This is a genomic window from Gorillibacterium massiliense (assembly GCF_000455485.1).
GTDB lineage: Bacteria > Bacillota > Bacilli > Paenibacillales > NBRC-103111 > Gorillibacterium > Gorillibacterium massiliense.
Map to the genome: position 1 here is coordinate 1 of NZ_CBQR020000141.1, position 21,229 is coordinate 21,229.

General features: G+C 52.2%; 19 protein-coding genes. 14 read left to right on the top strand and 5 right to left on the bottom strand.

Going from position 1 to position 21,229, the window contains the following annotated elements; genetic code table 11:
* The first annotated feature begins 607 nt into the window (after positions 1-607).
* The 7 genes from TJ79_RS18455 (at position 608) to TJ79_RS18490 (ending at position 9,944) form a co-directional block, all read left to right on the top strand.
* Positions 608-2,935: a xanthine dehydrogenase family protein molybdopterin-binding subunit gene (locus TJ79_RS18455; protein ID WP_040951822.1), complete on the top strand. Its 2,328-nt coding sequence runs from the start codon at positions 608-610 to the stop codon at positions 2,933-2,935.
* The gene (locus TJ79_RS18460) at positions 2,932-3,777 is read left to right on the top strand and encodes an FAD binding domain-containing protein (protein WP_040951823.1); all 846 of its coding nucleotides are present in this window, start codon (positions 2,932-2,934) and stop codon (positions 3,775-3,777) included. Before TJ79_RS18455 ends, TJ79_RS18460 begins: the two co-directional genes overlap by 4 nt.
* 3 nt (positions 3,778-3,780) lie before the next feature.
* Positions 3,781-4,266, top strand: coding sequence for a (2Fe-2S)-binding protein (locus tag TJ79_RS18465; RefSeq protein WP_040951824.1), 486 nt, complete (start codon positions 3,781-3,783; stop codon positions 4,264-4,266).
* A 270-nt stretch (positions 4,267-4,536) separates the two neighbouring features.
* Positions 4,537-5,031 (top strand): sigma-70 family RNA polymerase sigma factor, encoded by a 495-nt coding sequence (locus TJ79_RS18470; RefSeq protein WP_337588956.1) that lies wholly within the window; start codon positions 4,537-4,539, stop codon positions 5,029-5,031.
* Complete coding sequence (locus TJ79_RS18475) at positions 5,024-5,371, top strand: hypothetical protein (protein WP_040951826.1); 348 nt, start codon at positions 5,024-5,026, stop codon at positions 5,369-5,371. The genes TJ79_RS18470 and TJ79_RS18475 overlap by 8 nt, the downstream gene beginning before the upstream one ends.
* On the top strand, positions 5,349-7,682 hold the full coding sequence (locus tag TJ79_RS18480) for a carboxypeptidase regulatory-like domain-containing protein (protein ID WP_040951827.1): 2,334 nt from the start codon (positions 5,349-5,351) through the stop codon (positions 7,680-7,682). The genes TJ79_RS18475 and TJ79_RS18480 overlap by 23 nt, the downstream gene beginning before the upstream one ends.
* Before the next feature lie 180 nt (positions 7,683-7,862).
* Positions 7,863-9,944 (top strand): methyl-accepting chemotaxis protein, encoded by a 2,082-nt coding sequence (locus TJ79_RS18490; RefSeq protein WP_081756998.1) that lies wholly within the window; start codon positions 7,863-7,865, stop codon positions 9,942-9,944.
* Between the two features lie 469 nt (positions 9,945-10,413).
* On the opposite strand, the gene TJ79_RS18495 is transcribed toward TJ79_RS18490, so the two are convergent.
* A complete protein-coding gene (locus TJ79_RS18495; protein ID WP_040951830.1) occupies positions 10,414-10,740 on the bottom strand; it encodes an iron-sulfur cluster biosynthesis family protein in 327 nt (108 codons plus the stop codon).
* A gap of 41 nt (positions 10,741-10,781) precedes the next feature.
* Positions 10,782-11,636: an AAC(3) family N-acetyltransferase gene (locus TJ79_RS18500; protein WP_040951831.1), complete on the bottom strand. Its 855-nt coding sequence runs from the start codon at positions 11,634-11,636 to the stop codon at positions 10,782-10,784.
* Between the two features lie 147 nt (positions 11,637-11,783).
* Here TJ79_RS18500 and TJ79_RS18505 point away from each other — a divergent pair, with 147 nt between their 5' ends.
* Positions 11,784-13,394, top strand: a complete 1,611-nt coding sequence (locus TJ79_RS18505) for a glycosyl hydrolase (protein WP_238323066.1) — start codon at positions 11,784-11,786, stop codon at positions 13,392-13,394.
* Positions 13,395-13,464: 70 nt separating this feature from the next.
* Here the strand turns inward: TJ79_RS18505 and TJ79_RS18510 are convergent, their stop codons facing one another.
* Entirely contained in the window at positions 13,465-13,893 is a 429-nt protein-coding gene (locus TJ79_RS18510) for a MarR family winged helix-turn-helix transcriptional regulator (protein ID WP_040951832.1), read from the bottom strand.
* Between the two features lie 124 nt (positions 13,894-14,017).
* Between TJ79_RS18510 and TJ79_RS18515 the strand changes: the two genes are divergently transcribed.
* Both TJ79_RS18515 and TJ79_RS18520 read left to right on the top strand, forming a co-directional pair.
* On the top strand, positions 14,018-14,590 hold the full coding sequence (locus TJ79_RS18515; RefSeq protein WP_040951833.1) for an NAD(P)H-dependent oxidoreductase: 573 nt from the start codon (positions 14,018-14,020) through the stop codon (positions 14,588-14,590).
* Positions 14,591-14,617: 27 nt separating this feature from the next.
* Complete coding sequence (locus TJ79_RS18520; protein WP_040951834.1) at positions 14,618-14,824, top strand: hypothetical protein; 207 nt, start codon at positions 14,618-14,620, stop codon at positions 14,822-14,824.
* A gap of 43 nt (positions 14,825-14,867) precedes the next feature.
* Here the strand turns inward: TJ79_RS18520 and TJ79_RS26835 are convergent, their stop codons facing one another.
* Positions 14,868-15,092 (bottom strand): cysteine-rich CWC family protein, encoded by a 225-nt coding sequence (locus TJ79_RS26835; protein ID WP_272944754.1) that lies wholly within the window; start codon positions 15,090-15,092, stop codon positions 14,868-14,870.
* An 80-nt stretch (positions 15,093-15,172) separates the two neighbouring features.
* A complete protein-coding gene (locus TJ79_RS18525) occupies positions 15,173-16,012 on the bottom strand; it encodes an AraC family transcriptional regulator (protein WP_040951835.1) in 840 nt (279 codons plus the stop codon).
* Between the two features lie 377 nt (positions 16,013-16,389).
* On the opposite strand from TJ79_RS18525, the gene TJ79_RS18530 reads away from it, so the two are divergent.
* The 4 genes from TJ79_RS18530 to TJ79_RS18545 all read left to right on the top strand — a co-directional run bounded on the left by TJ79_RS18530 (position 16,390) and on the right by TJ79_RS18545 (position 21,215).
* On the top strand, positions 16,390-17,808 hold the full coding sequence (locus TJ79_RS18530; protein ID WP_040951836.1) for an ABC transporter substrate-binding protein: 1,419 nt from the start codon (positions 16,390-16,392) through the stop codon (positions 17,806-17,808).
* Positions 17,809-17,896: 88 nt separating this feature from the next.
* Positions 17,897-18,865 (top strand): carbohydrate ABC transporter permease, encoded by a 969-nt coding sequence (locus TJ79_RS18535; protein WP_040951837.1) that lies wholly within the window; start codon positions 17,897-17,899, stop codon positions 18,863-18,865.
* Position 18,866: 1 nt separating this feature from the next.
* Positions 18,867-19,709 (top strand): carbohydrate ABC transporter permease, encoded by an 843-nt coding sequence (locus TJ79_RS18540; protein ID WP_040951838.1) that lies wholly within the window; start codon positions 18,867-18,869, stop codon positions 19,707-19,709.
* Positions 19,710-19,730: 21 nt separating this feature from the next.
* Entirely contained in the window at positions 19,731-21,215 is a 1,485-nt protein-coding gene (locus TJ79_RS18545) for a glycoside hydrolase family protein (protein WP_155987952.1), read from the top strand.
* Positions 21,216-21,229: the final 14 nt, after the last annotated feature.

Here is a 21,229-nt window from a genome sequence, read left to right on the forward strand (position 1 = left end):
GATGGATAAGAGTGGTCTCAAATAAGTGCCATTAAACCGAGCAGGAAGCGAAGGGCGGTGGATGAATACCTGCAAACATACCGTTATTTCTCTTCCCGCGAGGGGGAGTTTTTGCAATACCTGTAAACTTACAGGTATTTCGAGCTCAAACTCTTCATTCATACCCTTGGGACAAAAATACCTGTACAATCACAGTTATTTCTTCAAATGGGCCAATTTTGCTGATATTACCTGCATTTTCGCAGGTATTCGCCACATCTCGCTGTCCCAAGCCCGATGCAAGATCACGTCCACATGCACCGGCTAAGCTTGTGGTTATGACTTTGGCGGGATTCCGCGAATAGGACAACGTTTTTCTCGAATAGTCTAAATAAGTTGAACGAAAGAAAGGGATGAAGGGAGCGGAGAACCCAGATTGTTCTGGAATAGCCACACATGCCGCTTGATCGTCAGGAGCGAATGTATCGGCGAAGCTGCCTGAACCCAATCATAATCAGATTTTGCAGGGACGGAATCCTTACAGTCTTAAGTTCAACATATATAGAAGGATATTAACGTCGGGTGAAGCTCGGTTTATCGGTCAAGCCGCCAAAGGGGGCGTTAACGGTTGAAGATCGTCGGAGAGGCAGTGCCAAGGCTGGAATCCCGGGATAAAGTGACCGGCTCCGCGCTGTATGCAAACGATATGGAATCTCCCCGTTATCTGCACGGCTGGCTGGTGACCAGTCCATATGCCCATGCGAAGATTGTCTCCATCGATTGCTCCGGGGCTCTTGCCGTCAGCGGTGTGCAGGCGGTGGTTACGGGGGCTGATTACCCCGTGCTAACCGGCCCGTTGCTGGCTGACCGGCCGATTCTGGCGATTGATCGGGTGCGCTATTACGGCGAACCGATCGCAGTTGTGGTGGGGGATACAGAGCGGATCGCCAGATTGGCGGCAGAACGGATTCGCGCCGAGTTTGTTCCTCTTCCGGTCGTTCTATCCCCAACGCGTGCCTTGCAATCCGATGCACCGCTCTTGCATGAGGATTTGGAACATTACCAAAGGTTCAAGAATGTGCGTCCTGTTCCCCATACCAACATTGGCAATTATATAAAAATCCGCAAAGGCGACATGCGCTTGGGTTGGGAGGCGAGCGAAGTCATCGCAGAGGGGATGTTCGCCTTCGACTCCTCCGACCACGCCGCCATGGAGCCGCGCTGCTCCATCGCGGAAGCAATGCCCGACGGGCGGATTGAGATTCAAACATCAACCCAGGATCCTTTTGGGATGAAGCGAGAGTTTGAGCGGTATTTCCATGTGGGGGAATCGCAGATCGTCATCCATGTTCCCCTCGTCGGCGGGGGGTTTGGCGGGAAAGGCTCTACCCAACTGGAGTATATCGCCTATATCGCTTCAAAAGCATGCGGCGGCCGGCCGGTCAAAATCAACAATACCCGGGAAACGGACTTGATCAGCTCGCCCTGTCATATTGGGTTGGAGGCGAAAGTGAAGCTTGGCGCAACCTGTGACGGCAGGCTGATGGCGGCGGAAATTACCTATTTTTTTAACACGGGAGGCTATACAGATACAGGTGCAACCGTTACATTGGCGGGGGCAGTCGATTGTACGGGACCTTATCGGATCGACAATGTGCATTGCGATTCCTTGTGCGTTTATACGAACCACCCTTACGCAACGGCGTTCCGGGGCTTTGGACACTCGGAGGCGCTTTTTTGCACGGAACGGACGATGGATAAGCTAGCGCGGAAGCTGGGCATGGATCCGCTGGAGCTGCGGCTGCGCAATAGCATCAAGCCGGGAGATACATCCCCCACCCAAGCACCTCTCGACAGCAGCAATATTGGCGATTTGCCGCAATGCATCGGGAAGCTGAAGGGGATGATTTCGTGGAACGGCGGGGGAAGGGTGGCCGTAGGGGGAAACAAAATCCGGGCGACAGGCGTGGCCTGCATCTGGAAAAACTCCAGTTCTAGCATCGATGCCGGCAGCGGCGCCATCATAACCTTTAACCACGACGGGACGATGAACCTCAGCGTCGGAGCCATCGAGATTGGGCAGGGTAACCGCACCGCTATGGCGCAAATCCTCGCCCAGCGCATGAATGTCCCGGTCAGCCAAGTTCATGTCAAGATAGAAGTGGACACTGGGATTACTCCCGAGCATTGGAAAACCGTAGCCAGCATCAGCACGATGATGGCCGGACGCGCCGTTTTGGATGCGGCGGAGGATGCCATTGCCGGCTTGAAACGCAATGCTTCTCTTGCATTGAATCGGTCCCCGGATGATCTGGTGGTTGGCTTCGGAAAGGTGTATGTCAAAACCGATCCGGCTATCCACTTGGAGGTTCGGCAGGTAGCTATCGGGTATACGTATCCGAACGGCAGCACGGTGGGCGAGGTCGTTATCGGCAGGGGAAGGTATTTGGCTCACGGTCTGTCCCATCTTGATCCGGAAACGGGAAAAGGCGTCACCGGCGAGCAGTGGACTCTCGGAGCCCAAGCCGTCGAAGTTGAATTCGACCTTCGGGACTGTACCTACCACATTTTGCGGGCGGCATCGGTTTTTGATGTGGGGAAAGTGATTAATGCCGGTACCGCTCGAGGACAAGTAATCGGCGGGATGAACATGGGACTCAGCTTCGCTTCCCGGGAAGCTTTTTTGTTCAACCGGGAGGGGGCCGTGCTGAATCCCCAGCTTCGCACCTATAAAATCACCCGTTTTGGAGAAACGCCGGACTATTTGGCCGGATTTGTGGAAACTCCGTTTCTGAAAGGTCCGTTTGGCGCGCGGGGAGTGGGGGAACATGGCGTCATCGGCATGCCAGCGGCGCTGGCCAATGCATTGTCGGTAGCAGCCGGAGTGGAGCTAGACGGGCTGCCTTTGACACCGGAGTTTATCTGGCGGCGCAAAGGAGGTCGAGAACGGTCATGATTTCCTTTGATTTTGCCTACTTCAAGCCAGGTACGGTGGAGGAAGCGGTGCGCCTTTTTGGGCGGGAGGAGGGAAAAGGGAACAAGCCGCTTTATTATTCCGGAGGCACGGAAATCATCTCGGCGGCCCGTTTGAACCAGGTGCGGCCCGGGGCGGTTATCGATATAAAGGGGATACCCGAATGCCAGGGGATGCATATTCGCGAAGGGGATGGGCAACTGGTCATTGGGGCAGCGGTCCCCCTTACGGCGGTGGCGGAATCGCCTTTCTTCCCGTTGCTCGGCGACACAGCTCGGAGGGTGGCGGATCATACGAACCGCAACAAAATTACTATCGGCGGCAATTTGTGCGGGCAATTTTTTTACCGGGAAGCACTGCTGCCTTTTTTGTTGACGGATAGCCAGGTTGTTTTGGCCGGTCCGGGTGGATACCGCACGGTTCCCGTTCAGCTCGCTTTCAATGGGGGGACGCGGCTTGCGAGAGGGGAACTGCTGGTGCAAATCATCAGCGACTGCCGGTATTTTCATTTGCCGTACGTGACGGTAAAGAAGACGAAAATGGAAGAGATCGATTACCCGCTGGTGCGCGTCGTTGCTTTGAAAACGGAAACCGGCATCCGTGCGGCATTTAGCGGCGTCAGTGCGGTTCCTTTTCGTTCCTTGCGGGTGGAAAAGGTATTGAATGATAGAACGCTGCCCTTGGAGCAGAGAATCGAGCGGGTGATCTTGTCGTGGCCTGTGCCGATTCTGGACGATGTGCTAGGCTCGGCGGCGTACCGCACGTTTGTGTTGCGGAACACGCTATGGGACGTGATGAACGCACTGGAAGGGGGGAGCGCGTGAAGCATGGAGATTCGCGGGATAACGAGAGATGAGATTGAGCTGAACGTGAACGGAACGCGGCGTCCTGCCGTTGTCTGTTCATCGGATACGCTGCTGCGGGTTTTGCGGGAGCAGTTAGGGCTTACGGGAGCTAAAATCGGCTGTGAAAACGGTGATTGCGGGGCATGTACCGTCATTGTCGACGGAGTGCCGATCAAATCGTGCCTGATGCTGGCCGTCGAAGCTCAAGGCTCTACCATCACGACCATCGAAGGATTGCGGGACGCCCCCATTCAACAAGCGTTCATCGAAACGTTCGCTTTTCAATGCGGCTATTGTACCCCGGGGTTTATCATGCTATCTCATGCTTTGATCAACCGCTACCCCGATGCAGACGAAAAAGTCATCCAGGAGTGGCTGCAATCCAACATTTGCCGGTGCACCAGCTATGAAGAAATTGGCGCAGCGGTCCGATCGGTGATGGGCAAGGGTGGCGGCAAAAGTGGCTAATTGGAAACGCCGGTTTGGGCTGAACTTGTTAATGGAAAAAGCGGCAGACAGGGACGAAAGGTCCTGAACTGCTGTTTTTTTTGTAATTGAAAAATGCAGCTCAAATGCCGTTCTCATTAGGGAGAGGGCATTTTTTTCGTTTTCATCTATTGGATTATCTCATTCATGCAACCGAAACGCGTCAAGCCGCATCTATAGGGCAGGAGAGGGGGAGCGGGTCTGGAGCTTTTATCGAGATTAAGTCACGGAGAAGAGGCTGCGCTGCGGGAAGTGATGGCGCAGTACGGCGATTATTTGCTGCGCACCGCTTATCTCCTGCTCAAGGATCGGCAATCGGCCGAGGAGGCGGTTCAAGACGCTTTTGTAGCGGCTTACCGCCATATTGACCAGTTGAACGACGCTGCAAAATTGAAAAGCTGGCTTACGGCCATCACCGTCAACCGCTGCCGCATGAGGATGCGCACTTGGAGCTGGCGGCATCTTATCCCCTTTGATGTTCTTTCCCGATCCGTGTCAGAGGGCAGCGAGGAAGAGCCGGAGGAGATTGTACTGCGGAAAATAGCCGGCAAAAGATTAAGCGATGCCATCCACAAGTTGGATTATCCTTATCGGGAAGCCATTGCTTTATATTATTTCAATGAATGGAGTGTCCAGGAAATCGCGGACCATCTCCATATGAATCCTAACACGGTAAAAGCGAGATTGGCGCGGGGAAGACAGCGTCTGCGGCGTATCTATGAAGAGGAGGGGAAGGGCGATGAGTGAGGAGCGAATGGAGGGGAAGAAACAGCTGGAACAGGAGTTGGCGGGGCTGCACTTTGCGTCGGAGGATGCCGTTATCGGCAGGTCTCATCCGGTGACCCGCAAGGAGCGGCTGCTCGCCTTATGGAACAAGGAACTGGAATTGCCGGCGGTACCCGTTGCGATAGCCGGTTTGCTAGTTGCCGCATTTCTCTTCATCCCCTTTACCAGCGGTTCAACGTCCTCCGTAACGCCGGAAAAGCTGGCTGCGGAGAGGCAGTGGGTGCAGGTGGCCGGCAATATTTACTGGCAGGACGTTTATGAAAGGATGGTGAACCGTTATGCGCATCCGGATCAAGGTTAAGCATTTGGTGCTGCTTGTTGCCATCGTGCTTGTTGCGGTGCCTTTGCTTCGGTTGGCCATTTATCCGGGAAATAAGGCGTTAGGCGGAATCGGAACGGTTTTGTCGCAACACGGTTCATCGGACAAAGAGGCATTGATCCGGGAGATGATCGATTCCCCTGTGGCCAAGCGATGGAAATTAATCCGTAAAAATGTGATTCTACCCGGTATGGATTCGCTGAAGCAAGGCGGTGCTTTTAATGTTTATGTAGGCTCGTCCTCTTCCCAAAGTTCGCAGGGCACTTCAGAGAATGGGGGTCCGGCGTTTACAACCGGGCAAAAGATCCCCCTTCTGGATGATTATGTACGCAATGCTCCTGTCGATGACGATTATGTGCGGGCTGTCCGCCAGTTGTCCGTTTGCTACCTGCTTCAAGGGCATATCGATTTGGCGCTGGATGCTCTGGAAACGGGCAGAGAAAGAATGGAGGGGAGGTCGCAGAGCTATCTTTTGACTCTAGTCGATTTGGATCGGGCGAGCCTTTACGTGCAAGCCGGGCGGATCGGGGAAGCGGAGAAGCTGGCGGATGAGCTCGGAGATGCAAAAGCGTCCGGGGATAACGAAACGCAGCTTCTCGCATTGCGAATTCAACTGCTTCTGAACAAAGGGGAGTGGAAGCAAGCCAAAGAGCGGTTGGAAGAGGCTTATGGAGCGAGGACTGAACGGTCGGATGCTTCGATGCCGATGGGTTCTTCAGACAGCGAGTCTTCAAAGGATGCCAAGTCTGCGCCGGCCCCTTCGGCCAGCCGGGAAGGCCCTGAGTTTCAGGGATATTCCTCCCTTATTCGTATGATCGGTAAGGCTCAGTCGAGCGGTGCAAAAGAGGCTGCCGTCTATTCCGGTACTGTCAAACGCAGTGACGGCGAGTCGGTAGCCGGTGCAGGCGTGTTTCTGCGGCTGGCGGCGGACGTTAACCACAGCGTGATTTCGAGTGAACCGTACCAGACGACGACGGATGCCGACGGCCGGTTTTCTTTTATCGGCGTGGCGCCAGGGAGCTATCAGTTGTACCTGGGACTTACTTTCGACCAGATCAGCGGATGGGTGTGGCCGGTGGATACGGACGAATGGATCGAAGTGAAAGCCGGAGACCGATTGGAGCAAACGGTTGTTTTCCAGCCGCTCATTCAATTGGACTCGCCGGTGAATCTTCAGAAAGTCACCGAACCGGTGATCGATTTTACCTGGGAGCCCGTGAAGGGAGCCGATTATTACGCGTTGGAGCTTGGAATCCAAATTGAAGGCGGCTGGATCGGATCTCCCGCTTTTTCTCATATCCGGGATACCCATTTGCAGGTGAAAGCGGAGGAGCTATACGATATTAAATTCGGCTACTCTGCTTCTTCCACTGAGCCGAATAAAGATCATGCATGGCCGGATATCGATTCGAATTCTTTGTTGGGCTTCAGTAATCCGGATAACCGGTTCTACTGGTCCGTCAAAGCCTATGACGCGGACGGCCATCTGCTGTCTAAAAGCGAAGGATATCGATTGAAGGAGGCGGAGGCCGGCAATTTGCCGCAGTTTTATTTGCGGCAGCGGACGATGACCGAGGCGGATCAACTGGTGAAGAAGCGGCGCTACGAGGAAGCCTTGGCAGCGTACAAATCGGCATATGCCGCCGATCCTGGAGATGCGCACAGCTTGAATATGATTCTCCGGCTGCTGGAGTCCCGGAATTCGTTCAGCGATGCCAAAACGGGAGAAGAGGACCGGCTCCATTACTTGGAATTGCTGACGGAGCTGCGTCCTACCCCAGAGAATTTGGCTAATCTCGCCAGTACCTATTACGAAAAAAGAGATTGGCCCATCTTTAATCGCAGCTACGGGCAATATCTCAAGATTCGGCAAATTGACGATAACGGGTATATGGATGCGATCGGCGCACAGGGTTATTTCAAGCAGAACAAGCTGCCGGAAGCGGAGGCGCAGTTTGCACGATCATTGGCGGCAGATAGAAGCCACCGGTTCATTGGGGCGTATATCGCACTTGCTCTTCGTACTGATCTTACCTTCGACAGGGCTTTGAAGCTTGCGGAGCAGTATCCGGACTACAGTTGGTCGATTGATAACGTGAACCCGCACAAGTGGCCGGAGATGCTGAAAGCCATGCGCCAAGAAGCCGGGGACGACAAGGCCTACATGACCGAGTTGGCCAACCGGATGGATGGCTTCCTCTCCGACAAGCCAGAAACCATCCGGGATTGGCAAGCGCCAAGAGGCCGCAGTGCCATGAAGGATTTTCTGGAGAAGCTGCTTGAAGTCAAATGATAGCGAGAATTGGCAGATAAGGGGCGTCCGTGGTGACGCCTCTTTTTTGCTGTCCGCTAAAACACTACAAAAAATTACTGGCGACTGTAAATTAATAAAGATGAAAGCGCTTAATATAGTGAAAGATTGCCGTAAAATGGGGATGATTCATCCAATACGAGAGATTAGGGGTCTTGTGCAATGGCAAAACCGGCAAGGGCTGCTTTGGTCAAACAACCCAGACGAGTTTCGCTTCGAGTGAAATGGATGGCGTTAATCGCGGGGGCGGTTTTCATTTCGCTGCTTGCTTTGGCGGTCATGCTGTTTGTAACGGTAAAAGCTTCGCTCTCCCATGCCTTTTCTCAGGCAAATGCCGTACAGGTGGAAAGCGCAACGCGGGAGATGCGGATGTTTTCCGAGCAGTATGAAAAACTGGCCGAGCAGATGGGGAAAGAGATCGTTGTCCTGCGCCAGTATTCGGAGAACCAGGATCAAGCCATCGATCAACTGCTCGGCGAAACGCAAGGAAAGGACTCGGCGCTGACGGCGGTTTCGTTTACTTTAGCTGCAACGGGCAAGCAGCATCGCTACCCGGCAACCGGAGATATTGGGGATGGCCGGGAGGAGGCGACATATAAGCTTGTTCAGGCAAGCCATGAGACATCCTGGACGGATGTGCATCAAGACAACGGATCGGCAGATTTGATCGTCTCGGTTGCTGTACCGGTTATGGTTGACGACAAACTGTACGGCGTCGTTGGGCTTAACATCGATTTGAAAGGGATCGGCTCCTTGCGGGAATCCAACGAGAGGTTCGGCAACAACAAGCTGGTGATTTACGACAATCAGGGTTTGATCGTCTCATCTTTCATGTCCGAGATGGAGGGGAAGAATATCGACCCCGAATCCGCCCGGAAACAAGCGGGCATACAGGACGCGATATCCGATCCGGCGAAAATGAAACGTTCCTTCGGCTGGGTCCGGACGATCATGAACGGCAAGACGGATGGAATTCCTTTTTATTGGGAGGGGAGGACCTACACCGGCGAAGTCTCCTACGTATACTCTTTGAACTGGACCGTCGTTTCCTTTGCCGATAAAAAGCAACTGACCGGCAGCCTGTTGGATTTTCTCCAAACAAGCGTTATTGCTCTTGTCATAGGCCTTGCTATCGGTGGGTTAGCGGCTTTTTATATCGCCACGAGGCTGTTAAATACCATCAGGGCATTGCGCTCGACCATTGCTAAAACGGCGGGAGGCGATCTTGTTACTCCTTTCCAATACGACGGGAATGATGAAATCGGGGACTTGGCCACCGATTACAACACCATGCTGCACAGCATACGGGCGCTGATCCGGAAAGTGGATGCCGGTGTTCGATCCGTTGAAATGTCGGCACGTGAAGTGAGTCGCATTGCCGAGGAGAATGCCGTTACCGGAATAGAGGTGGCCCGCTCCACAGAAGAGATCGCCCTGGGGGCGTCCAACACTTCCCTGGAGGTGGAAAAAAGCACGGACGCCGTGTACCGGCTGAACCGGGAAATCGGGGGGCTTAGCGAGCAGTCCAAAATCATCGAGGGGGTTTTGGCCGAATCCGGTGAGCATGTGGCACGTGGTAACGCTCAAGCCGTCAATCTGGAGGTATCGTATGGTCAGGTTGCTTTAGCCTTTGAAGAAGTGACCCGGATGGTGGCGGATTTAAACGAAAAATCGAAATCCATCTCATCGGTTATCCGTGCGATATCGGAAATTGCCAATGAGACCAATATTCTTTCCATCAATGCTTCCATCGAGGCGGCGAGGGCCGGCATCCATGGCAAAGGCTTTGCGGTAATCGCGGAGGAAGTGAGGGCTCTAGCCGGACAGGCAAGACGATCTGCCGAGCAGATCCAAGAGACGATTACCGCCGTATTGACGCAAACGGGCAAGCTGGTCGAAGTGGTTTCCCGCACCAACGCCGTAAATGGTACCCAAAAGCATGCGGTAGCTCATGTCGGAGATGCTATGAAGCAAGTAAATGCATCACTGGAGCGGATGCTGGTTGAGGTGAAAACGGAGATGACGGCCATTGCCGCCATCGAGAGTCAGAAGGAAGTTGTGGCAATAGTCATGGAGAATATCTCCTCCGTCTCCGAAGAGACTAGCGCTTCTGCGCAGGAGATTGCTTCATCGGTAGAAGAGCAGACAGACTCCCTGCAAAAAGTGTCCGGACATGCAAACCGGCTGGTGGAATTAGTGCGCGATCTGAAGGATTCTGTCTCCAAATTTCGGGTGGAGGAATAGGGAAGGCGACGGGGCGAGTCGCGGGAAGGATGAAATAGGCAGAAATAAGGTAGCCGCATCGAGCGTCACTGGTTACAGGAAACCATCGCCTCGTTGGAAGAGTCCACCACGCAAACGGGAAAGTAAAAGGAGACGCCTTGCGGCGTCTCCGACAGGGGAGAATGGTGTTGTGCCGTCTACGAATCATCGTAACGGTCAGAGGGACGGCATTTCCTGGAATTTATGCAGGATTTCTCCCCGACCTGGTGTTTACCGGATGAAATCTTGGATTCTATGTAGGATTTTGCTTGCCAATGCTGATATATAGGGGTAAATCCTACCCTTTTTCCAACATTTCTATTGTTTCCGGTGCTGCCAGCAATCAAATGACTCCTAAAATCCAACATTTTAACGATCCGGGACGCCCATTGGCGTCTTATTTTGCATTGAGGTGGGGGAACTTTTGGCGCCGTTCTTGGCTGTCAGCCGGTCAGGCTGCCGGACGGGTATCCCGTACCCGGATATTGCTGCCGTAAAAGGTACCGTCGCTGGTCAACCGGTAATCGGGATAATCGGTGTTGGCTTCCAGCTTCAGCACATCGTCGAACAAATGGGACTGTCTATTGTCGACGATGAAGGTAAATTCATCCGATTCCACCGGCAGATCGGTGGGATCGGGTTCACCCACGATGAGAACGACCATAATGCCGTTGCAGCCGCAGTCTTCGGTATCGTTATAGATTTTGAAGAAGCCTGGCCGGCTGCCAAGGCTTTCTTGAAGTTTGTCCCGGGTAAAGGTATTAAAATGTACACGCATGATGGATCCCTCCAGTAGATGATTTCGTGTTTATTGCTCCCTTAGGCCCACGCTCCGTTTTCCTGCTTCAGCCGGTGCTCGCCCAGCCATTTGACTGCAAAGTCCACTGCCGCTGCGATATCGAAAAGCTTACAGTCGGCATTGCCGACTTTTCCGCATATGACCGTGCCCTCCCGCTCAAATGCCGCCCCAATATTGGCAAAATCCTCGGAGTCGTAAGCAAAATCGGTGAACCATTTCCATACCCTCTGTCCATTTTCGAGCATCGCTGTGCCCATTTTCATGACAGGCATGTTCGGGACGAGCGCCTCGGCAAGATGAAGGCTCGTGCATGTATCGAAGCGGGCGCCCATCAGCAGGACTTTTGCCCGTTCATGATACAGCTTGCCTAATGGAGAAGCCATGCCGAACTGCGGAGTCAGCGGATGATCCGCGACGATCCGTTCCGCGTGCTTTCCGTTGGCACAGAAGGAGACTTGTGGATGCCCGGATCTGCGTGTCCCCGGCCAGGTTCGGAACATCTCGGCGATCCGGCCCATGCCCCGCGTCGGGGTGAGCGCAGGTTCATATGCCGGCATCTCCTTGTAAATAATGTCGATCCATTTGCCGGGAATCGGCGGGTTCTCCCATTTTGCCGGGTCGCTCCAGTCGCCGCTTTGCGCCGGCATGACCAGCGTACCCTCTGTATGTTCACCGGTGTGGGCACCAACGCCAACGGCTTGCATCAGTCCCTGTATAGCTGCCTGGGCGCCTCCGCATACCCAGCCCAAGCTAGAGAGGGAGGAATGGACGAGAACCGTGTCTCCCGGACGGATGCCCAACTGCCGAAGATCATGGGCTATACGCGCCACGGTAACCGGATGGGCTGTTTGATCGATGATCGTTTGTTCTTTCATTTTCATACCTCCTTCTTCCTACGTTATCCCTTATCTGCCAAATAGACAAGGCTCCGGTCAACTCCTTCTTAAAGCAGCAGGAGGAATTTGTAAATTTGTGACGAATGGATAGGATTTGCAGGCTATTTTGTCAGGAGGTTTCCATTCGTGAAGTTCCCCCGATTTCGTGTGACCCTTATCTTTACTCTATGTCTTGCCATGTTGGCGATGTCCGCAGCCGCCGCTGTACCGGCTCATGCCGCAAATGTGTGGCAGCTTTACAACGCCGCTGAGAAAGCGCGGGCGACCGGCAAACATACGGATGCCATTGCTAAATACAAAGAGGCGCTTCCGCTTTTTTTGAAAGATAAGGATTATACCAATACGGCGCTGATCTATGATAAAATGGCTGATTCCCAGGCTGCTCTCACTCTATATGACGATGCAGTAGCCAGTTGGGACCAGGAAGCCGTTTATTGGACCAAGGTGAGCAAAACCCAGGAATCCATTGCCGCCAAGCGGAAAGCCGATTGGGTGCGCAACCGTTTCGAATTGTTCGTCAAAACCGGTGAGAACGAGCCGCTCAACACGGTTTATCATCAGGCTTTGAATGAGCCGGTAAACGGAGCGCTGCTGGGCGCCTATGCGGAAATGGACAAGCAGGTGCACAATCCCAAAACCGGCAAGCCGTTTTACCTGAACGATTTTCCGAAAATGACCGAAAAGAAACACGCCTCGTACCTGCTCTATACTGAGTATGGAAAAAATTTCTTTGAAAGCTATGCAGGACACATCGAGCGGGCGAAAAAAGAAGGGGTAGCGCTGCAGGTTGCCCTGCAGCCGAGCCACGGGCTGGATGAAGTGCAGGATAACGATTACCTGCGAGGTCTCGCGCGTCAAGCGAAAGCGGCGGGGATTCCGATTTTCCTCCGTTTTGCTAATGAGATGAACGGCAATTGGGTGGTTTGGTACGAGAAGCCGCAGACGTACATCGAGAAGTTCCGCATCGTCGCCAAAGTATTCCATGAGGAAGCCCCTAACGTTGCCATCGTGTGGGCCCCGGCTTATTTTCCCGTGGATAACATCCAGGATTATTACCCCGGCGACGACTATGTGGACTGGGTCGGAGTTAGTATGTATCAAGCCTATAACGGATCGCTGGACCCGCTAAAAAAGGGCGTGGACCGTTCCAGTTACGTGGAAAAGTTCGAGAACATCTATAAGCTGTACGCGAAAAAGAAACCAGTGTTCATTTCGGAAGGCGCCGTTTCCTACACGGACCCGGTAACCAAAACGGATAAGACGGATTGGGCCGTTTACCAGATCCAACAGTTCTACGCGACGCTGCCGCTTCTATTTCCCGGTGTGAAGGCCATGTACTGGTTTGATGCATCCAAGGCCGAAAGCGGCCGGATGAACACTTATACGCTATCCGGTAATGCGAAGGTGCTGGTCGCATATAAAGAGGCGGTTGCCAATCCCTTTTTTCTGTCGAATGTAGGGGATAAGGCTAACGTTTCTTATAAGCCGCTAGGGCAATCCGTTGCCCCGAAAAAGCTGGAGCTTAGCGCCTATATCCGCACGGTGGAGCCAATTTTAGGAAAGGTAGTTTACGCGGTAGAAGGCAAAACCGTCGCGACGGTGACGAAAGTGCCCTGGACCTTCACCTGCGATTTCGTTCCTTACGCTGGCAAGACGGTCAGCCTCGATGTCATGGCGTACGATCAGAAGGGCAAGAAGGTATCCAGCAAAATGATTAAGCTCACGGTTTCAAACTAACACAAAGACGAAAAAAGCCGGCCATCGTGGCCGGCTTTTTGTCTACAAAGGGTTCAGCGGGTCTCGGCGATCAACTAAACATTTTCGCATGAAGCAGGTCGAGCGCGCGTTCGAGCTCCAGCCGTTCATCCTCTGATAAGGACTCCATGCGCCGATTGAACTGAGCTTCAATGCGCTGGAAAATGCCGTCCATCATCACTTGTCCATTTTTGGACAGTTGGATGTCCATTTTACGGCGATCTTCGGCGGTGGCAGCTTTTTCGCACAGCGCTTTTTCCTCTAATTTTTTCAGCTCGCGGCTTGTGTTGGGCATGGACATATGCATGCAATCGCTAATCTCACTGAGTGATACCGGCTGGTTGATGGCGATATATTCCAGGATTTTGTATTGTGCGGGTGTGACGGCAAGGTTGCCGGTTTCTTTGGTCATTTCATGCGTAACCTTGTGTACGGCAGCCGTAAAAGCTACGAATTTCATGAACAGGGCGTTTTCTGCCATAAGCTAAACTCACCTCTGTCTTCACAATAGCAAAATTGTTATCATAAAACAATTATCAATTGACAAGTATAAGGGATCTATGTTACCTTTTTGTTATCAAATGATAAGTAAGGAGCGGGATCGGATGAAGACTCTCATTGTCTATACGCACCCGAACCATCAGAGCTTGAACGATGGGTTTTTGCAGGCAGTGATTCGTGGATGCCAGGAAAATGCGCGGATTGAGGATATTGAAGTTCTCGATTTGTACGAGGAAAAGTTTGATCCGGCTCTTGTTTTTAACGAGGAGAAACTTAGGCGGAACATGCATGTAGATCCGGAATTGGCCAAGTACAGGGAGCAGATTATGCGTGCGGATAAGCTGGTTTTCATCTACCCCATCTGGTGGGGACGTCCGCCCGCTATGCTGCTCGGTTATATCGACCGTGTATTTGTTTCCGGTTTTGCTTATCGCGAGGGGGAAGGGCTGCTGAAAGGGAAAACAGTCGTCTGCGTCTCCAGTATGAAGGGTCCGTCCCTTTATCCGCTGCTGTGGCTGAATAATGCCCACAAAATACTGATGCGTCGGGCGCTGTTCCGCTTCGTCGGCATCCGCAAGGTGAAGTTCTTTGAGTTCGGCAGCATGGAGAGTCCGAAGGGTAAGCAAGAGAACAAGCTGAATAAAGTCTATCGGTATTTCCAGAGTGTGGCGCGGTAAAGTCGTGTGGAATAGCAAAAACCTCCAATGGGCCATGAGCGCATTGGAGGCTTTTTTGTTGAACAACAGTTACTGCTTGTTGAAATGCTTCAGGCTGAACTCAACCCGGCCCGTGTCGGCGTTGTATTTGGCATTTTTCACCGTTTGCAGGGAGCCGTCGGCGGCGATGAAGTAAACGGTGATTTTGTTTGTAATCGCTTCAAATCAAAGATACAGGAAGGAGGGACAAGCTAAAACCCTAAAAAATATAGATGTTGATGTGAGAATTATATAAGTTTCATAGTTGGGGAGATCTGCTCTGAGTTTGTTTGAAGCTGTCCAAGCAATCTTTGCATATGCATGATTTGTCTCGCAGCTCCGGCGGGACCAATTCGAAGATTTCCGGTGGGAAAGTCACTTTCATGCACCAGCAGGCTTCTTCGCTGCCAGGAGTCATCAGGCCGCATTGATTGGCTTTACCGCACAGGGGGCAGGTTGATGCGTTCTCTTGTTCGTTGCTCACGGTTTCCCTTCTTCCAATGTTGATAGATTCTGCCGTTATTGTACGATACCGCGAGGTGGAATCAAAGGCTGGGGATGTTTTCAAGATTGGATCGGAATCCAAACCTCGACCTTATAATCATCGGCATAGGTTTCGTCTCCGAAGTAGACTTCAAGGGTCGGCAGATCGGACTGCCTGTACACGCTTTGAGGAAGGAATTCACCGTAGATGCGTTTCCAGGTATCGGAGAGGGCGTGGGGGATCGGACCGATGGCTTCGAATACCAACCACTTCGATCTCGGGAACGATCTCATTTCCATGCCATCGACATGATCCAGCAGAGTTTCGATACCGACCATGTAGTCGTTTACTCCTTGTTCATTAAATCCAAAACACACCCCCAGCGTGTGAGGCTCAACACCGATCTCAATCAGTTTTTCGACTGTTCCGTCATGTTTGCACGTGTCCCAAAATTGCGGGGTAATATTGTTTTCGAGAGAGGACGTAACGATTTTTCCGGCCACTTTAAAGGGCCCCTTTTCCACGACCTGGTAATTCATTTCAACATCTCCTTTTATTGAAAGAGTAAAAGAAAGGCGCATATAGGATTTCAGTTTAGTTACCGTCTGTCGTGCCATGGTGGGTGTAACGCCATGCATTCGTTTGAAGGCGACACAGAAGGCGTCTGACGATTCATACCCGTACTTCATGGAAATATCGATCATTTTGCTGGTCGTGTTTTGGATGTCATAAGCCGCACATGTAAGCTTTCTCCTACGAATGTATTCGGATAACGAGACATCGGTTGTATGGATGAACATACGTTGGAAAAGTCCCGCAGGACATGCTGCAATACGGCTGAGTTCCTCGTAATCGATGTCGTCACATAAATGGTTTTCGATATAATCGATGGCCTGATTCATTCGTTCTACCCATTCCATTTCAGATCCCCCTCTCGAATTTCATTATAATTGGACCTGGGAAAAGTTCCCGTTATTCCGCGCACAAATGATAACGGTATGGATTGCAACTGTAAAGCATCTATTTGGCACGTTACCGCCTCCATATGGGCTTCCGGAGCAAAATAAGGGCTGTTCAAGTCCGTAAGAAATATTTCAACGTGGCGAACCCTTCTCCAGACCGCCAATAGACACCTGCGGGTGTCCTTTTCTTATAAAGGGCAAAGCTATGGATCGGATACAAGTCCTAAAGAAATGTGAAGGAATCAAAAAAGATACGACGTTGTTGCTTCCCGGTAGCGATTCTATAATTTGAAATGTAGATCTACGAACTACTTCAAACATCTAGGGGGATTTCAATGAAAAGATCGTTCTGGTCGGTTTGTTTATCTCTAGTCCTGACCTCCAGCCTTTTGCTTGGCGCATGCGGAAATGGAAATTCGGACAATAAAACGCCGGAGAGCAGCGCATCAACCGATGCCAACAAAGGAGAAGCCTCAGGAAAACCGGCATCAAGCGGAGAACAAGTCGTCATCCGCCACACCATGTACGATACCGAATTCACCAGCGAAATGGTTGCGGAATTTGAGAAGACACACCCCAATATCAAGGTGGAGCTCGTATCCGCCGATTATAACAAGCTGATGGCGATGATGGCGGCGGGCAACGGGCCGGATATCATCCGCACGAATTCTGTTACTGAGCTTCCGGGCTTTGTGTTGAAAGGGATGGCCCTTGACTTGACCTCCTATTTCAACGAGAGCAGCGTGTTTAAGACCGACGATTTTCTTCCTGTCGTGAATCAATTTAGATATGACACGGCTACCGGCGTGCATGGCACCGGTTCGTTGTACGGCTTTCCGAAAGACTGGTCGCCCGACTATACCATCTATTACAACAAGAAGATGTTCGAAGCAGCCGGCGTCCCGTTGCCCAGCAGCACGGATGCAATGACGTGGAAGCAACTGGTCGATCTGGGGGATAAGCTGACCATTAAAAACGGCAAAAAGGTGAGCCAATACGGGCTGGTTTACTTCAACGGCGGCACCGTGGCAAACCAGGACTTGTTGAACTTGCAACTGCTTCAGCAAGGCGGCAGCATGTACAGCAGCGATTTCGGCAAAGCCGACCTGACGACGCCGCAAATGAAAGATCTGCTGCAGTTCTGGGTGGATACGGCGAAATCGGGAGTCGGCCCAAGTCCCTTGCATCAGGAAACGGATTGGGGCGGCCAACTGTTCGTCGATAACAAGGCGGCGATCATTATCGCAGGCTACTGGTTCTCCGGTTTCCTGAAAACAAACGAGCTCACCAAAGACCGTCTGGCCGATTTCGGCGTGGCTCCCGCTCCTATGATGGAAGGCGGAAAGCGGATCTCTCCTACCGGCGCAGGCACCGGCGCAATCATCTACAAAAACTCGAAGCATCCGAAGGAAGCCTGGGAAGTATTCGAATGGTTCTTTGGCGGACAGCCTGCGGAAGAGCGTGCGAAAGCGGGTTACGGCTTGCCTGGTACGAAAACGCTGGCGGCAATGCTTCCTCAATCTACCGAGTTCGACAAAATGAACTATGACTTTATTCAAAATGAGCTGCAGTATACGGACGGAAGCTTGCCTTATAATCCGTACCTGAACTACCAGGCCGTGAACTCGATATTTGACAAATACTTTACTCCCGTGTATTTCGATAAGGACACCGTGGACGGTGCCTCGAAGAAAATGACAGAGGAATTGAACACCCTCATCACGGAAGGCAAACAGCTGGTCAGCCCGCAATAAGAAATGAAAAAGGGTTGCCGGAGCTCAGCTCTCCGGCGACCCTTTCTAATTCGGAGATTCACCTACGACAGAAAGCAAGGAGGCTTCCATGAGTCAAATAGAAAATACTGGCGCGACCCCTGCCGTTCCGGTAAAACGGAGCCGGTTTCGCAGCAAAAGTTTCAAAGAGGCGACGGAATTTTATCTTTTCATCTCCCCGTGGTTTATCGTTTTCGTTCTGCTCGGCCTCATCCCGCTGTTTTACGGACTATATTTAAGCTTCACCAACTATGCGGGATTCAATATGGACCGGCTTGTGTTCGTCGGGCTGGACAATTACCACAAAGTGTTTACCGATAACGATGCGATGTACTCCCTGGGCCGAACCTTGTTCATCACGGTAATCATGGTGCCGTCCAGCATCGTGCTTGGGTTTTTACTGGCGGTTTTGTTGAACCAGAACGTCAAGCGGATCGGCATTTACCGCACTTTGTTCTACATTCCCTCGATCATCCCGGTCGTCGCGGTGGGAACAATGTGGAGATCCCTGTTCGTCGACGAAGGGGTCATCAACCAGCTATTGATGCAAATCGGATTGGAACCTGTAGATTGGCTGGGATACGACTATGCCATCTATCCCCTTTTCATCATGCTTTTGTGGGGAGTGGGCGGCGGCGTTTTGATCTATTTGGCCGGACTGAAAGGGATATCCAAGGATTTGTACGAGGCGGCAGCCATCGACGGGGCCACGACGGTTCAACGCTTTACGCGTATTACGATTCCGCTGGTTACGCCGGTTCTGTTCTTTCAATTCATTATGAGCATCATCAGTTCTTTGCAAATATTCGTGCAGCCGATTCTGTTGGCGGCCAATTCCAACAGCCTGCTCTCGACGCCGATCCGGCCCAACTATGTTTATTCGGTCCACGCCTTTCAGCAAATATTCGCTTACGGCCGCTACGGCTACGGGCTTGCGCTGCTTTGGGTGCTCTTTATCATGATCTTGGTTCTGACGGTCGTGGTGTTCTCGACCAGCAAGCTGTGGGTATTCTACGAAGTCGATCAGGAGGGGAAGTAGGATGGTTAACGAAGGCGTAAAAAGAACATCTTTCCGCATTTTCATCTATACCTTGCTTGTCCTGCTTTCCCTTCTTTTCGTCACCCCGCTGTATTGGCTGATCGCCAATTCCGTCCAAGCCGTAGGCTCGTCGTCTACATTCTGGCCGACGAATTTTCGCCTTATAAACTATAAATACGCGGTAACCTTCATCGATTACTGGAACTATGCCAAAAACTCGCTCATCATTACGGCGATTTCCGTCATTATTCCAACGATTACAAGTGCCGTTGTCGGCTATGGATTCGCTCGTCTCCGGGGACCGGGGAAAAATGTACTGTTCCTGCTGATGCTCTCCACCATGATGCTGCCGGGGATCGTGACTCAGATTCCGACCTATGTCATTTTCTTTAAAATCGGCTTCATCAACACGTTCTGGCCGTGGTTTTTTTGGGCTCTCGGGGGAAGCGCGTTCAGCATCTTTTTGTACCGCCAGTTCTTTGCGACGTTTCCAAAGGATCTGGAAGAAGCGGCCCGTATCGATGGCTGCTCGACCTTCCGAATTTTTTGGAACATCTTCCTGCCGATTTCGCTGCCCGTCGTGGCAACGGTGTTGATTCTCTCTTTTAACGGGGCATGGGGAAATGACTATATCACGCCCTTCATGTTCCTGCAAAATGACAAATATCCGTTGGCAACCGCCCTGTTCTCCATCGGCTACGTATATCCCGGGCATAAGGAAATTACGATGACCCAGGTGCAGAGCGCCGGTTTGGTTCTGTTTGTATTGCCGATTATTATCGTGTTCTTTATCGGGCAGCGGTTTTTGGTAGAAGGGGTCATGTCCTCGGCCATCAAAGGATAGCGGGATGGAGGAGATGGGAATTTGACAACAGCAAGGTTCATGAAGATAAAAGGATTTCGGATAGCCGCGGCGGCACTCATGCTCTTGTACATGCTGCCGGGCTGCCAGCAACCTGCCGCTAAAGAGGTGCCTGTCGCTACGTATTCGGCGCCTGCGGATTTGCCGGTGAACTACCGATCCACGGATTTCACGGTGAAGGCGGGAGACAGCGGCATCGATCTCTACAACGGCGGAAACAACAGCTGGAATGAGCCGGTATCCTACGGATACTTCGATCTGCCGGGCAGCAGCACCATTGCGGTCACACCGAATTTTGACTATGAGACGTTTGAGATCGTGCCTCGATCATTGGGGATTAAAGGCGAACGTAAAGGCAATGCCATCACCTTCAAATTGGATCGTCCGGCCAACGTCTCTCTTGTACTGGACGGGAACTACCACGGGAAGGTACTCCATCTGTTTGCGGAAGAGCCGGAAAAAGATATTCCGGACCCGGCGGATCCGAACGTCATCTATTTTGGTCCTGGCTACCATGACCACGGGGATTACGGGGAGCCGCCGACGATGATCGGTTCCAATCAAACGCTGTATATAAGCGGCGGCGCCGTGGTCAGAGGGCGGTTCCGCGCGGATCATGCCACGGGCGTAACAGTAAGGGGCAGGGGTATCCTGCTTAACGATTACCGGTCCAATGACGAGTATGACGACATCGCATTGTCGTTAAACGGCGTGACCGATTCGACGGTAAAGGACATTATCGTGAACCGGGACACCAATAGCTGGACCTCGTCGATGTACGGCAGCAGCAATGTGCAGGTGCTGAACTACAAAGCCGTAAGTCCGAGGTACGCCAGCTCCGACGGGTTCAATATCAACAGCAGCCACGATATCGTCTTCGACGGCTCCTTCATCCATTCCGCCGACGATGCGGTGGCCATCAAGGGGTTGTCCCAGGAGGAAGATCCGGCAAAAGCCCTCCCCGTGTACAACATCACCTACAAGAACGCCCAGTTATGGTCGGATGCAAACAACGGCATCGGCATCGGAGCGGAGACAGTGGCCGCCTATTTCAAAAATATAACCTTTTCCAATATCGACATTCTTTACAACTTTGACGACCGCGATCATCCGGACGAGCTGCCGGACCGTTCCGCCATCAACATATTCGCCCTTCACGGCACGGAGATCAGCGGCATAACCTTTGAGGACATCCGCGTCGAGAAAGCGAAGAGGCTGATTAACGTGCAGATGGATACGTCGTTCTACTTCGGCGCTTTGCAGGGCAATTGGGCATGGCCGGGATCGATCAGCGGCATAACCTACAAAAATATCGTCTCCTATTCTGATGGAACAAACGAGATAAAGGTTCAGGGCTGGAGCAAGGAACGCCAAATATCGGACATCCTCTTCGAGCATATCCGGATTAACGGCAAGAAGGTAAAGGCTTTGAACGATCCGCATTTTACGATAAACGAATACGCTCACTCCCTAAAAGTGAAGCCATAGAAGCAGGAGGCAGG